Annotated in this window: 11 protein-coding genes; 4 read left to right on the top strand and 7 right to left on the bottom strand. The window is 73.5% G+C overall.

The genetic code is table 11. The features are described 5' to 3' along the window. A partial coding sequence (locus FAF44_RS47350; protein WP_237110021.1) for a hypothetical protein occupies positions 1-532 on the top strand: 532 nt, incomplete at its 5' end. A 100-nt stretch (positions 533-632) separates the two neighbouring features. After that, entirely contained in the window at positions 633-1,865 is a 1,233-nt protein-coding gene (gene otnK / locus FAF44_RS47345) for a 3-oxo-tetronate kinase (RefSeq protein WP_237110020.1), read from the top strand. A 22-nt stretch (positions 1,866-1,887) separates the two neighbouring features. On the opposite strand, the gene FAF44_RS55425 is transcribed toward otnK, so the two are convergent. Beyond that, positions 1,888-4,638 (bottom strand): AAA family ATPase, encoded by a 2,751-nt coding sequence (locus FAF44_RS55425; RefSeq protein WP_308193518.1) that lies wholly within the window; start codon positions 4,636-4,638, stop codon positions 1,888-1,890. 102 nt (positions 4,639-4,740) lie between these two features. Here FAF44_RS55425 and FAF44_RS47330 point away from each other — a divergent pair, with 102 nt between their 5' ends. Both FAF44_RS47330 and FAF44_RS47325 read left to right on the top strand, forming a co-directional pair. Then, positions 4,741-5,355, top strand: a complete 615-nt coding sequence (locus FAF44_RS47330) for a LysE family translocator (RefSeq protein WP_237110019.1) — start codon at positions 4,741-4,743, stop codon at positions 5,353-5,355. Between the two features lie 5 nt (positions 5,356-5,360). Beyond that, positions 5,361-5,924: a TetR/AcrR family transcriptional regulator gene (locus FAF44_RS47325; RefSeq protein ID WP_237110018.1), complete on the top strand. Its 564-nt coding sequence runs from the start codon at positions 5,361-5,363 to the stop codon at positions 5,922-5,924. A 50-nt stretch (positions 5,925-5,974) separates the two neighbouring features. Here FAF44_RS47325 and FAF44_RS47320 read toward each other — a convergent pair whose 3' ends face one another. From FAF44_RS47320 to FAF44_RS47295, 6 genes are all read right to left on the bottom strand, one after another. Beyond that, on the bottom strand, positions 5,975-7,381 hold the full coding sequence (locus tag FAF44_RS47320) for a hypothetical protein (protein WP_237110017.1): 1,407 nt from the start codon (positions 7,379-7,381) through the stop codon (positions 5,975-5,977). Between the two features lie 99 nt (positions 7,382-7,480). Then, positions 7,481-8,671, bottom strand: a complete 1,191-nt coding sequence (locus FAF44_RS47315; RefSeq protein WP_237110016.1) for a hypothetical protein — start codon at positions 8,669-8,671, stop codon at positions 7,481-7,483. A gap of 9 nt (positions 8,672-8,680) precedes the next feature. Next, complete coding sequence (locus tag FAF44_RS47310; protein ID WP_237110015.1) at positions 8,681-9,061, bottom strand: RidA family protein; 381 nt, start codon at positions 9,059-9,061, stop codon at positions 8,681-8,683. A gap of 9 nt (positions 9,062-9,070) precedes the next feature. Then, positions 9,071-10,147 (bottom strand): alanine racemase, encoded by a 1,077-nt coding sequence (locus tag FAF44_RS47305; RefSeq protein WP_237110014.1) that lies wholly within the window; start codon positions 10,145-10,147, stop codon positions 9,071-9,073. Between the two features lie 35 nt (positions 10,148-10,182). Beyond that, positions 10,183-11,727 carry an amidohydrolase family protein gene (locus FAF44_RS47300; protein WP_237110013.1) on the bottom strand — a complete coding sequence of 515 codons (1,545 nt, stop codon included), beginning with the start codon at positions 11,725-11,727 and terminating at the stop codon, positions 10,183-10,185. An 8-nt stretch (positions 11,728-11,735) separates the two neighbouring features. Then, positions 11,736-13,513 (bottom strand): DUF4153 domain-containing protein (locus FAF44_RS47295; protein WP_237110012.1); only part of this gene is annotated, 1,778 nt, incomplete at its 5' end.

The raw sequence follows: 13,513 nt of genomic DNA, 5'->3' as shown, positions 1-13,513 counted from the left end.
CCCCGAGCCCTCCGTGACCCCCGACGACGCCCAGGCCGCCTCCAGGCACTCCCAGCCCGGCACGCCGATCACGCACACCGAGTTCCGCGACTGGAGCTTCGCCGAAGGCGGCATCAAGTTCCAGGCCGACAAGGTCGCCGGCTGGACCTACGGCTCGTGCGGCCCGGTGGACGGCCAGGGCGTGCTGGCCGAGAACAAGTGCCGGCGCGCCGTGCAACTCGTCTACTCCGCCTACCGCGGGCACCTCAAAGCGGTCCAGCTCATGCTGGCCTTCCCCAGCGACCGGGCCGCCAAGGCCACCGCCGACCGGCTGTCGCGGCTCACGTCCACCGCCGTCAGGTGGCGTCAGGACAAGGCGCTCCCCGACTACGCGTACGGCAAGATCCTCTCGGGCGCGTCCAAGAAGTACGTGATCGTCACCATCGTCACCGCCGACAGGTCGGCCGACCCCATGGCCCCGAACTTCCACGCCTACCTCCAGTCCGACCAGACGGACTACTTCGAGCGGCGCGACCTGACCATCACGAGCTGACCCGCCCCTCCCCTGTGAGCGGCCATGCGGACGCCGATAACGTCGGCGTCATGTTCGACTCGCACCACGACAGCACCAAGACCCGGTCGGAGGCGCACCGATGATCGGCGTCATCGCGGACGACTTCACCGGCGGGACCGACGTGGCCGTGGCACTGCGCCGCCGGGGCATCCGCACCCTCCTGTACTTCGGGCTCCCGCCGCATGCCGGCGAGTTCCCCGAGCACGACGCCGTCGTGATCGCGCTCAAGACCCGCACCGTCCACCGGGCCGACGCGGTGGCCCGCTCCCTGCGCGCGCTGCGCTGGCTGCGCTCGCACGGCTCCGCCGAGCAGGTCTACTTCAAGTACTGCGCGACCTTCGACTCCACCCGCGACGGCAACATCGGCCCGGTGCTGGACGCCCTGGCGGACGCCATGGACGCGCCGATCGTCCCCATGACGCCGAGTTCGCCCGAGCACGGCCGCACCCAGTACAACGGCTACCTCTTCGTCGGGGAGGCGCTGCTCGGCGAGTCGCACATGCGGCACCACCCGCTGACGCCGATGACCGACTCGTACCTACCGCGCCTGCTGGAGGCGCAGAGCGCCTACCGGGCGGGGGTCGTGACGCTGCCGCAGGTGCGCGGACGGGCCATCGGCCGGCGGCTGGCCGAACTGCGCGAGCAGAACGTGCGCTACGCGTTCGTGGACGCGCTGGAGGACTCCGACCTGATGGCGGCCGGCCACGCGCTGGCCGGGGCGCCGCTGCTGGCGGGTGCGGCGGGGCTCGCGGGCGGGCTGGCCGCCGCCCACGCACGGCACGAGCCGGACGACGCCCTCTGGCCGGAGCCGTCCGGGCGGGCCGCCGTACTGGCGGGCAGTTGCTCGGCGAGCACGCTGCGGCAGGTGCGGGTGATGATCGAGGCGGGCCGACCGGCCTACCGGCTCGACGCGCTGGCCGACCAGGACCGGGACTCGCTCGCCAGGAACGCCCTGGCCTGGTACGACACCCTCGACGAGAGCGCCGGAGCGCCCCTGGTCTACGCGTCGCTGGAGCCGGCCAGGCTGCGCCGCGTACAGGATGCCCTGGGGGTGGAGCGGTCGGCGGCGATCCTGGAGACGGCCATCGGCCGCGTCGCTCGCGGGCTGGTGGAGCGGGGCGTCACCCGCGTGATCACGGCGGGCGGCGAGACGTCCGGCGCGGTCGTGAGCGCGCTCGGCGTGTCCGGCGGCGTGATCGGGGCCGAGGCGGCGCGCGGGGTGCCCTGGATCTTCACCCCTTCGGGGGTCACGCTGCTGCTGAAGTCGGGCGACTTCGGCGAGCCCGACCTGCTGCTGGAGGTCTCCCGGTGAGCCGCCCCGCCTGAGGACGTCCTCACCCGAGCAGCCCGCGCGTTCGCGCGGTGGCGGCGGCCTGGGTGCGGGTGGAGACGTCGAGCTTGCCCAGGATGTTGGAGACGTGGACGCTCACCGTCTTCTGCGCGATGAACAGCCGCTCCGCGATCTCCCGGTTGGTCAGCCCCTCCGCGACCAGCCGCAGGACCTCCACCTCCCGCGCGGTCAGCCCGCCGTCGCCGGACCCGCCGGAACCGGGACCGCCGAAGCGGGCGCGCCGGCCGAAGTCGAGCAGGGCCCGCTCCAGGGGCGCGGCCCGCAGCTTGCCCGCCACCCGCCTGGCCTGCTCCCACTCCGCCTGGGCCGCGTCGCGGTCGCCGGCGGCCAGCAGCGCCTCGGCCAGCCGCCATCGGGCCCGCGCGACCTCGTACTCGAACCCGAAGCCGAACGCCTCCACCACCCGCCGCCACGCCGCCACGTCGAGCCGCCCGTGGACGCGGTGCCACTCGGCCTCCACCCGCAGCGCCCACGCCCGGCCCTCGGGCCCCAGGTGGGCGCCCTCACCCAAGGGGCCGAACTCGACGGCCTGACGGGCGCGGGCGCGCAGGTCGTCGGCGCCCTCGGTGCTGCCCAGTTCGGCCAGCGCCCACAGCCCGACGGCGGCCAGCCGGATGTTGCCCGGATCGCCGTCCTGCTGCTCGGCGACGACCGCGCGCACGTGGTCGAGCGCCGTCGCGGGGTCGCCGTGCCACAGCGCGTGCTCGGCCGCCAGGCCCCTGGACATGTACGAGGCCAGTTCGTCGGACCAGAACGGCCGCAGCCAGCTCAGCCGGGACTCGACCGCCGGCAGGTCGCGGGCCACCTCGATGAACAGCGCGAACGACGACAGGATCGCCTCGGGCACCGTGCCCACCCGGGCGCCGAAGCCGGCCGCCACCGCCTCCGCGTCGTCCCACTCGCCGGCCACGTAGTGGATGAGGAAGCGCAGGAAGCGCAGGTCGGTGCCGAAGGTGCTCCATTTGAGGCCGGTCTGGAAGGCCAGGTGGATGCCGTCGTCGGCCACCTCGGCGGCCTGGGCGAGCAGGCCCTGCTCGTAGTGGATGCGGGCGTGGTGGAAGCGGGCGCGAAGGTCCATGGCGAGGTCGCCGCTGGGCTGGGCCATGGCGGTGCCGATCAGCTCGTGGGCCCGGTCGAGCTCGCCGCGCGGCTCGACGAACGCGCCCAGCGTGAGCAGCGCGCCCACCTCGGCGTCTTTGGCCCCGGCCGCGCGGGCGATCTCGAGCGCCTTGGCGCACAGGGCCTCGACCTCATGGTGGCGCGGGCTCCACAGCAGTGCGCGGGCCTGGGTGGCCAGCGCGCGGGCGAGCGCGGGCTGGTCGCCGGCGCTGCGCACCGCCTGCTCGGCCGCCTCGATCGCGCCGGCCCGGTCGTCGAGCTCGTAGAGGTAGTAGGCGAGCCGCTCGTTCACCTCGGACGTCTGCGGCAGCGCGCGGAGCTGCACCACGGCGCGGTGGTTGTCGCCGCTGTCGGCGGCCATGACGGCGCTGCGGAAGGCCAGCTCGACGCGGTCCTCACCGGCCAGCCCCGCCGCGTCGGGCACCCGCTCCCACAGGCTGAGCGCGCGGTCGTAGTGGCTGTGGGCCTCGGCGGGCGCGCCGAGCCGCTCGGCCTGCCTGCCCGCCTCGGCGGAGGCCGCGAGCGCCCCGGCCAGGTCGTGGCCCGCGAGGTGGTGGTGGGACAGCTCGGCCGGCGAGGTGAGCAGGCGGGCGAAGGCGGCGTGCAGCCTGGTGCGCTCGCCCGGCAGCAGGTCGGTGTAGACGGCCTCCTGCAGCAGCGCGTGGCGGAAGGCGTAGCCGTGGCCCTGGATCTTGAGCAGCCCGCGCGAGACGATCTCCCTGACCGCCTCCTCGAACGCGTCCAGCGGCAGCCCCGACACCTCGCAGAGCAGCTCGTCCTCCACGCGGCGGCCGGCCACGGCGGCGGCCCGCAGCACCCGCTGCCCGGCCTCCGAGAGCACCTCGACCCTGGACAGCAGCAGGCTGGCCAGCCCGTCGGGCAGCCGGTCGCCCTCGGCCATGGCCGCGAACAGCTCCTCGGCGTAGAACGGGTTGCCGTCGGCGCGGGAGATGATGAGGCCGAGCCCCTGGGCGTCGACCTCCCCCAGGGTGGTGACGTAGTCGGACATCTCGCCGGAGCCCAGCGGCCCCAGCTCCACGCTCATCACGGTGGGCAGGCGCTTCAGCTCGGCCAGCACGGAGCGCAGGGGATGGCGGCGGTGCAGGTCGTCGGTGCGGTAGGTGCCCACGACGCAGACGCGCTCGCTCTGCACCATGCGGCTGAGGAAGACCAGCAGGTCACGAGTGGAGCGGTCGGCCCAGTGCAGGTCCTCGATCACGAACAGCACCGGCTGCACGTCGGCGAGCAGCCCGAGCAGCGAGCCGAACAGCCGCTGCTGGGTGAGCCCGCTGGAGGGCGCGCTCTCCGAGCCGGGCAGGAGCTGGCCCAGCATGGGGTGGCCGGCGGCGGCCTCGCGCACGGCCGGCTCGGCGCCGCGCAGGGCGTCGGCCAGCGGCAGGTACGGCAGCGCGTCGCCGAGTTCGGCGCACTGGCCGACCAGCACGTGGAAACCCCGCTCGCGGGCCTCGGAGGTGAGCTCGGTGATCAGCCGGGTCTTGCCGATCCCGGCGTCACCGCCGACGAGCGCCACCCCGGCCAGGCCGTCGCCGGCAGCCGTGAGCACGCGCACGAGGCCGGCGAGCTCCGCTGAGCGCCCGACAAGATGACCGTTCACGCCAGAAACTATGCCATGAGCCGTCGATGACGGATTGGCCCGGAAAACCGGCTCGGGATTGGCTCTCTTCGACATACCAAACCCATCCTACGCTGCTCTTTCGTGATATCTCCGACGACCTTCGCCCTCTTCTTCGTGACCGCGCTCACGCTCGTGGTCATCCCCGGGCCGAACCACCTCTACATCACCGCCAGAGGGCTCTCCCAGGGCCGGGCCGCGGGCCTGGCGAGCGCGTTCGGCGTGGAGGCCGGCACGCTGGCGCACATCGCGGCCGCCGCCGCGGGCCTGTCGTACGTGATCACGCGATCGCCGACGCTGTTCGCGATCGTCAAATGGGCCGGGGTCGCCTACCTGGTGTACCTGGGGATCCGCGCGTTCACCGGCAGGGCGGCGCGGACGGCCCGGCCGCAGCCGCAGTCCCTGGGCCGGGTGTTCCTGGAAGGCATGCTGGTCAACCTGCTCAACCCCAAGGTGGTGCTGCTCTTCCTGGCCGTCCTGCCGCAGTTCGTCCGGCCGGAGGCGGGCTCGCCCGCGCTCCAGGTGGTGCTGTTCGGCCTCACGCTGCTGCTGCTCGGGCTGCTCTCCGACATCGTGTACGCCCTCGCGGCCGGCGCCGTGGGCCGGCGGCTCGACCGCGCCGCGGGCGTTCTCCGCCACGTCAGCGGGGCCGTCTACCTCGCCCTCGCGGTGCTCGCGGCGTTCGCCGGGAGACAATGAGCCGCATGGCGCCCAGGAAACAGCGGGAGATCTTCGATGCGACGTTGCGGCTGGTCGCCGAGAAGGGGTACGACGGGCTGACCGTCGAAGGGGTCGCCGAGCGCTCGGGCGTCAACAAGACGACGATCTACCGGTGGTGGCCGTCGAAGGCCGCGCTGCTGGGGGCGGCCCTGGTCGAGTCCGACGTGCTCGGCTTCGACCCGCCCGACACGGGAAGCCTGCGCGGCGACCTGGTGGCGCTGGTCGAGGGCGTCCGGCGGCTGCTGTCCGAGCCCCCGGGCAGCGACATCGCGGTGGCCGCGCTCGCCGCGGCCGTCCGCCATCCCGAGCTGGACGCGCGGCGCTTCTTCACCGACCGCTTCGCCAGAGAGCGGGTGATCTTCGAGCGGGCGATCGCCAGGGGCGAACTGGCGGCGCGGGCCGACCCGATGCTGATCGTCGATCTGCTGGCCGGGGCCGTGTGGATGCGGGTGGTCTTCCGCGGGCTGCCCCCCGGCGACGGCTTCGCCGAGGCGGCGGTCGCGGCCCTCCTCGACGGGGTGGCGGCCCATGACGGCCGGCATCGGTGATACCGGCCGCGCCGCTCACGTGCCCCATCGCCGCGGCGTCGTCCGCCGGCTCACCCGGCGGCATAGAGCTTGGCGATGCGTGCGCCGAGGTCGGCGCCGTAGTTCTCGTGGTAGACCTGGGCGGAGCAGTAGACCGCACCGCCCTGGCGGGCCAGGGTGGGCGTCCAGACGGCGGCGTTCTCCACGCCGGGGTCACTCATCGCCAGGCCGGTGAGCGCGATGTCGTCCACGCCGACGTCGATGACGTAGTCGCTCACGCCCTTGCGCTCGTACAGGCGCCATTGCAGCGTCGCGCTCGTCGTCCCGCTCAGCTTGGCCGTGAGGTCGACCGTCGCCTTCGCCCAGGTGCCCGCCGCGTCGGCGGTGACGTCCCGCTCCCAGACCACCTTGCCGTTGAGCAGGAGCTGCTTGATGTGGTAGCCGGCCGGATGCCCCGGCCCGCGGGCGTCACGGTGCCAGAAGCTCACCACCCGCTTGGCCGCCCCTGAGGTCAGGACGATCTTCCGCGTCGCGCCGCACGACATGCCGGCCTTGGTGACCGTCTCCTTCTGGACGACGAAGCTCAGCCGCCCGTCGCCCGTGCGGGCCAGGTTGTCGGCCGCGGGGCGCGTCCATGCCTGGTCACCGGAGACGAACGGGAGCTTGTACTGCAGGACCCCGGCGAGTTCACCGCTGCGTACGTGCTCGATCGCGTTCTTCGTGACCGCCTCGACGTAGGAGACCGTCGGCTTCTGGGCGGCGTGACTCAGCGGGTGGGCGTAGGGCATCAGGTAGACCTCGGTGCCCGGCAGCCGCTCGGCGAGCTGCCGCACCTGGTACGACAGGCTCCACGGCCAGGAGGTGTCCCGGTACGGCTCGTCACGGAAGGGGAAGATCACTCCGTCCATGAGCGGGATCTGCTCGGTGACGAACGCGTCGGTGAACTGGGCGTAGTAGACGGTCGGGACGAACTTGAGCGCGGGGCTGATCGCCTTGGCCACGGACCGCATCTGTCCGAGGTAGGCGGGGGTGAACGTCTTGAGGTCGTAGGCGTAGTCGTCCACCGTCCAGCCGACCAGGTTCGGGTGGCTCTTGGCGAGGGTGGCGATCTCGCGGGACCAGGCGACGTAGTCGTGCTTGAACGGCCGGGACACGCAGCAGCTCTGCTGGCTCGGCGAGTACACCAGCACCCAGACGTCGATCCCGGCGGCGGTGGCCGCGGGCAGGAACTCATCCCGCAGGTCGGTCCAGTGCACGTTGTCACCGGCCATCGGATAGACGTAGGTGTTCGCGTTGAGCGCTTTCAGCCCCGCGATGATCGCCTTGGTGTCCACGTGCCTGATCCCGTCGGCGCGCGGCTGCTCTTCACGCGCCAGGTTGCCCGCCGTGCCCAGCGCGCCCGGAACCGTGGCGTGGGACACGCCGGGGATCATCGACAGCAGCACGGCGACGACGGTCACGAGCGCGAGACGGATCACGAGAGTTCCTTCGGGCATGATCAAGTACGGGCCCGCCAGCGTAGCCGCATTCCGGTATGTCGCCGGTATGTCGCCGGCACGGCCGGCCAGGCCGGGCGGCTACGACGACAGGGCGGCCGGGATGCGGTCGAGGACGGCGTACGGCACCAGCCCGTACGCGTAGAAGTCGACCGCCAGCGCCCCGGCCGCCCTGGCCCCGCGGGCCTTGGCCACCAGCCGGTCGGTGGAGTCGCTGTCGGGGTGGCCGGGCCGCAACACGGCCCGCACCTCGCGGTCCTTGCCCACGGACCGCAGGTAGGCGCCCACGTCGTCGGCCACCCGCGCCGCGTCGCGCGCGTAGGCCAGCACCCCGAACGCGGGCACGAGGTCCCCCAGCGCCACCAGGTCGACACCGAGTTGCCAGGCGTCGTGCGCGGCCAGGCCGGGGGTGGGCAGCCCGTCGGTGTAGCCCTTGACCGCCCCGGTCGAGTCGATGAACACCAGTTTCGAGCCCTCGGCGGCCACCGCGGAGGCCACCTCGGACACCAGCGTGGTCACCGTCTCGGAGCGGGCGCGGGCGTAGGCCACGACGTCGGGCCCGGCGTACGCGGTCAGCGCCGCCCTGGTCACCTCGCCCTGGGCCGGCGGGTCGCCGTCGAAGACGGCGCCGACGATCCTGGCGCACTCGTCGCGCGCCACCTCGGCGTGCACGCCCAGGTCGGTGGCCCGGCGCATGCAGTGCTCGCAGAAGCAGAGCCCGAACAGGTAGGCGTCCATCGGCCCGAGCGGCACGAACGAGCGCTGCGGCTTGAGCGGCCTGAAGTGCAGCGACTCGGCCACCACGCTGTCGACCCCGAGCCTGGCCACCGCCCGCGCCAGCGCCACGGCGTAGTCGCGCACGTCGGGGTGGGCGGGGCACAGGTCGGTGAGCGAGCCGCGGTCGCCGAAGCAGTCGCGTACGGTCACGTCGGGGTGTTCGGCGCCGAGCGTGGCGTTGCGCAGGAAGACCGTCCAGCCGTGCAGCTTCATGGACCGGTTCGCGCACGCCTCCCGGAGGCCGTCGAAGGCGTCCGGGACGCCTGGCACGGGCGTCAGCCGGAGCCCGTCGAACAGCTCCGGCGGCGGGATGAAGTGCGCGCCGTCGTGGCGCAGGGTCAGCCGGGACAGCCCGTGCGGGGTGACGTCGCGGGAGGCGTGGTGCACGGCGCCGACGGTGACGCCGGTGACGCCGTACCCGCTGATCCTGTCGAGCACCCGCTCGACGCCTTCGCCGAGCAGGTCCTCGACGAAGACGTACACCGAACTGTCCACAGCCGCACCTTAAGCGCTCTTGTGCGCGACGAAGTCGATCTCCACGAGGATGTCCAGCAGCTCGGACCCCACCGTGGTGCGTACGGGGTACGGGTGGTTGAAGTACGACTTGTACACCTCGTTGAACGCGGCAAAGTCGCGCTTGAGGTGCTGGAGGTGGACCGTGGCCTTGACGACGTCGTCGAAGCCGAGCCCGTGCGCGGCCAGGATGGCGCCGAGGTTGCGCAGGGTCTGGTGGGTCTGGGCGGCGACGTCGTCGCCGACGATCTCGCCGGTGCCGGGGTCGAGCGGGCCCGCGCCGGAGGTGTAGACGAAGTCGCCCACGACGAGGCCCTGCGAGTAGGCGCCGATGGGAGCGGCGCCCTCCGTGGTCCGGAGCTCCTTTTTCACCGAGTTCTCCTAGAAATTGGTGCTTATCGTGCCAACGACACGGTAGTCCCGGTCCACCAGGGGCAGCACGCGCCACTTGTCGAACGCCGTGCAGGGATGCGAGATGCCGAAGGCCAGCAGGTCGCCGGGCTTGAGGCCGGTGGCGCGGACCACGGTGTGCTGGTCCTGCATCTTCATGATCGTGACGCCGCCCCGGCGCGGGATCGGCAGCCCCTCGTCGTAGGGGGCGTCCCGCTTGCCCATGCCCACGATCGCCAGCCCCGGCTCGGGCACGGACAGCACGTGCGCCCACACCTCCAGCGCCGGGCGCAGTTCGCCCTCCATGCGGTTGAACGGCGTGCGCTCGCGGTAGTAGCCGTCGTCGTGGGTGACGTAGGCGCCGCTGCGCAGCAGCACCCTGGCCTGGGCGGCGACCAGCTCGCGGCCGATCACGTCGAACCACTGGCTGCCGCCGACGCTCAGGATCGGGTTCTTGACCCGGACGTGCTCGACGGCCTCCTGCAACGCGTGCAGGAACTTGCGGACCTCGTCGCCCGAGCGCAGCCCGCCTTCGTACCCGGCCACCCCGGCCAGCTCGACGCCGGGCGTCGCCTGCGCGTACGAGGCCACCTCCAGCAGCTCGTCGAGCCGCCGGCAACCGGCCCGCCCGCCCTCGTGCCCCAGCTCGACCAGCACCCGGAACGGCCGGGCGCCGGCGTGCGCGGCCAGGATGTCGATGCCCGCCCTGGAGTCGGCGAAGCTGAGGAACTCGAAGCCCGGATCGCGCTCCAGCTCGCGGGCGGCCCAGGCGAGCCCCGCGGGATCGACCACCTGGTTGGCCACCAGGATCCGGCCGACGCCGAACCCCCTGACCGTGGCCGCCTGCCGGGCCGTGGCGACCGTGAGGCCCCACGCGCCCGCCTCCAACTGCAACGCGGCGATCTCGGCGGACATGTGGGTCTTGGCGTGCGGCGCCAGCTCCATGCCGTGATCGCGGACGAAGGCCGCCATCGTCGAGACGTTGTGCTCCAGCGCGTCGCGGTGCACCACCATGGCGGGGAATTCGAGCCCCCCGTCGAAGACCGACTGGCCGAGGATCGCCGGCACAACACCCCCCTTTGGTCCGGGTCTGACCTTATCGCTCACGAGGGTCGCAGCGCGCGTCCCGGCGTGGCACCGGTCAGCTCGCCGCCGGCCAGCACGCGTACGCCGGACACGAGCACGTCGTCGATGCCCTCCGCGAGCGTGCGCGGGGCCGGATAGGTGGCCAGGTCCCCCACCGTCGCCGGGTCGAACACCACCACGTCGGCGGCGAACCCGCGCCGCAGCAGCCCCCGGTCGGACAGCCCGAACCGCCGCGCGGGATGCGCGGACAGGTGGGTCACGGCCTGCTCCCACGTCCAGTCGCCCAGCTCCCTGACGTGCCGGCCGAGGAACCTGGCGAACGCCCCGAACCCGCGCGGATGCGGGTGGCCGCCCACGTAGATGCCGTCGGAGCCGCCCGTCTGGGACGGGTGGCGCAACATCCGGCGGACGGACTCCTCACCCTCCGAGCCCTCGTCCGGACGGGCGACGACCACCCCCGCCTCCAGCCGCGTCTCGGTCAACAGGCGTCGGCAGAACGCGGCCGGCTCGGCCCCCGCCCGCTCGGCTCCGGCCACGATGGTCAGCCCCTCGGCCCACTCCATGCCCGGCGCGTGCGAGACGGTCAGCCGGGGCCAGAGCGCGCTCTGCCCCGGCCACCACTCCTCCAGCGCGTCGGAGGCGATCATCTCCAGCGCGGCGTCCGTGTCGGCGCCCGGCACCGACGGCGGCAGCACGACCATCGCGAGGATCGTGTTGCCCCGCAGGTACGGGTAGGTGTCGAAGCTGAGGTCCACCCCCTTGGCGAGGGCCTCCTCGACCAGCGGCAGCAGCACGCCTGCCGGCCCGTGCAGGTGCGAGACGTGCACGGCCGCGCCCGAACGCTCGGCGATCTCCACGACCTCGGCCATGCCCACGCCGGCCCGCTCGCCGTAGGCCCGCATGTGGGTGACGTACGGCAGGCCCTTGAGCGGCGCGCACAGGGCGGCCAGCTCCTCCGCGTCTGCGTAGCGGGCCGGCAGGTACTCCAGCCCGCTCGACAGCCCGACCGCGCCCTCCGACAGCCCGCGCTCGACGTGGCGCAACATCTTCGCCAGGTCACCGGGCGCGGCCCGGTCCGGCGAGGGCCCCATGACGTCGTAGCGGATGGTGCCGTGCGGCAGCAGGTACGCGGTGTTCAGCGCGACCGCGCGATCGTAGCCGGCGAGCAGGTCGGCGACGCTCAGCGGCCCGTCGGTCAACGCCCCGTCGGTCAGCGCGCCGTTGACGGCGGCGAAGTAGCGGGAGGCGTAGGCCACGGTCTCGGCGGAGCCCGGCGCGAACGACAGCCCGTCCTGACCCAGCACGAACGTCGTGACGCCCTGCCGCAGCGCCGCCTGCTGCACGCCGGCGTCGAAGACGGCCGCGTCGCCGTGCGCGTGGCAGTCCACGAACCCGGGCGCGACCAGCCGCCCGCTCGCGTCGATCACCGTGCCCGCCCGTACGCCGTCGAGCCTGCCGACCGCCGCGACCCGGTCTCCCGAGATCGCCAGGTCGGCCCGGTACGGCGGGGCGCCCGTACCGTCGAGCACCCGGCCGCCGCTGATCACTACGTCGAAGGTCACCCCTGGATTCAATCAGAGCCGCGCACGTACGCCTCGGGGCAGTCGCCCGTGACGCCCACCGGCCGCTCGGCCAGCAGGTCACGGGCCTGGGCGCGGGCCAGGTTCCAGCCGTTCCACGGGTCGGGCCGGTCCAGCCCGTTGGCCGCGACCACGGCCGCGAGCACGCAACTGCGCTGCGGCTCGGGCAGCCGGTCGAGGGCCGGCACCGCCTCCGAGCCGAGGTCGCCGAGGTAGTCGGAGTCCATCTTCATGACGCCGCGCACCTCGACCTGCGTCTGCGCCACCCGCAGATCGGGGTTCACGAGCGCGAACACGGCCAGGCTCACGCCGGTGACCAGCACGACCGTACGGGGCAGCCAGCCGGAGCCGCGGCCCGACAGCCGCGCCGCGCCCGCCAGCAGCACCAGCGCGAACAGCGCGCCCAGCCACCACACCGTGGCCTGCACCGACAGCCGCAACCGGGACAGGCCGTAGGCGTCGGTGTAGAGGTTCATCCGGTGCAGGGCGGAGGCCAGCACCACCATGGTCAGCCCGCACAACACACCGAGCAGCCCGGCCAGCAGCCAGCGCTCGCGCCGCTCCACCTTGAGCAGCCCGGCCGCCACCGCCACGATGCCCAGCACGAACACGCTGACCACGACGAGCTGGAAGAAGCCCTGCCTGGCGTACTCGGCGTAGGTCAGCCCCGCCGTCCGCAGCACCAGCGTGTCCCCGCCGAACAGCGCCGTGACCTGCACCGTCACGAACGCGGCGAACAGCAGGTTCACCGCCGTCAGCGGCACGAGCCAGATGCTCCTGCTCACCCTCAGCTTCGTGTCCGGGCCCACCGGGTCCACGACGGGCCGCAGCGCGACCAGGACGACCGCGGCCAGCAGCACCCCGAACAGCGCGAACAGGAAGATCCGCCCCGGCAGCGACTCCGCCCAGTCGGGGGCGGTGGTCAGCCGTTCCACGTACGAGGCGAACACCGCGTCCGCCGAGGCGAACAGCAGCCCGAACACCGCCAGCAGCACCGCCGTGATGCCCAGCGCGGCCACCATCGGCAGCACCCGCCGCCTGGCCGTCAGCCGCTTGACCGGCCGCGCCAGGAACCACGGCACGGGGCCGAGCGCGAGCAGCACCGACACGCCGCCCCTGAGCACGCCCAGCCAGCCGCCGCCCGCGCCGGAGACGGCCAGCGCGCCCAGCCCGGCTCCCGCCACGAGCAGGATCGCCACCAGCCAGTCGGCGTCGCGCACCGCCGCCATCGAGATCAGGCCGTACGCCGTCACGCCGAACGCCACCGTCCACGGCGTCATCCGGCGCGTCACGGCCGGTAGCGCCGCCGCGCCCAGCACCAGCGCGACCAGCACGATCCCCAGCCCGACCTGCGCCTCCGGCAGCGCCACCGCCGCGAACACCCCCGCCCCCGTGGCGGCCGGCAGCAGCCAGCCCGGCGGGTCGGGCAACTCGGGCCTGGGGAACAGCGGGGGCGGCACGTACGGCGGGGGCGCTCCCCCCTGCCCCCGGTACGGCGCCGCCGCCCGGTACGCGGCAGCCGCCTCCCGGCGTCCGGACCCGGCCCCGAGGGCCGCGCCGACGCCGCCGAGGAGCGCGGTGCAGCCGATGAGCGTGAACAGGGCCGGCCCGTCGCCCACGGTCACGCTGGCCAGCACGGCGGCGAACATACCCACCAGGAGGCCGACCAGGAGCCCGATGACCCCGCCGCCGAACACCCTGAGCAGGCTCGCCGCCGACGCCTGCTGCGACACGCCATACACCCCCGCACCCGCACCCGCACCCGCAC

The sequence above is a fragment of the Nonomuraea sp. MG754425 genome, assembly GCF_021699195.1.
Taxonomy (GTDB): Bacteria; Actinomycetota; Actinomycetes; order Streptosporangiales; family Streptosporangiaceae; genus Nonomuraea.
Note: the sequence above shows the minus strand (reverse complement) of the source record. Positions and strands in the feature narration are given on the sequence as shown.

What these genes read in the sequence shown, in the direction of transcription:
- otnK (WP_237110020.1), top strand. Translation starts at nt 633, where the DNA reads ATGATCGGCGTCATCGCGGACGACTTCACCGGCGGGACCGACGTGGCC.
- FAF44_RS47325 (WP_237110018.1), top strand. Translation starts at nt 5,361, where the DNA reads ATGGCGCCCAGGAAACAGCGGGAGATCTTCGATGCGACGTTGCGGCTG.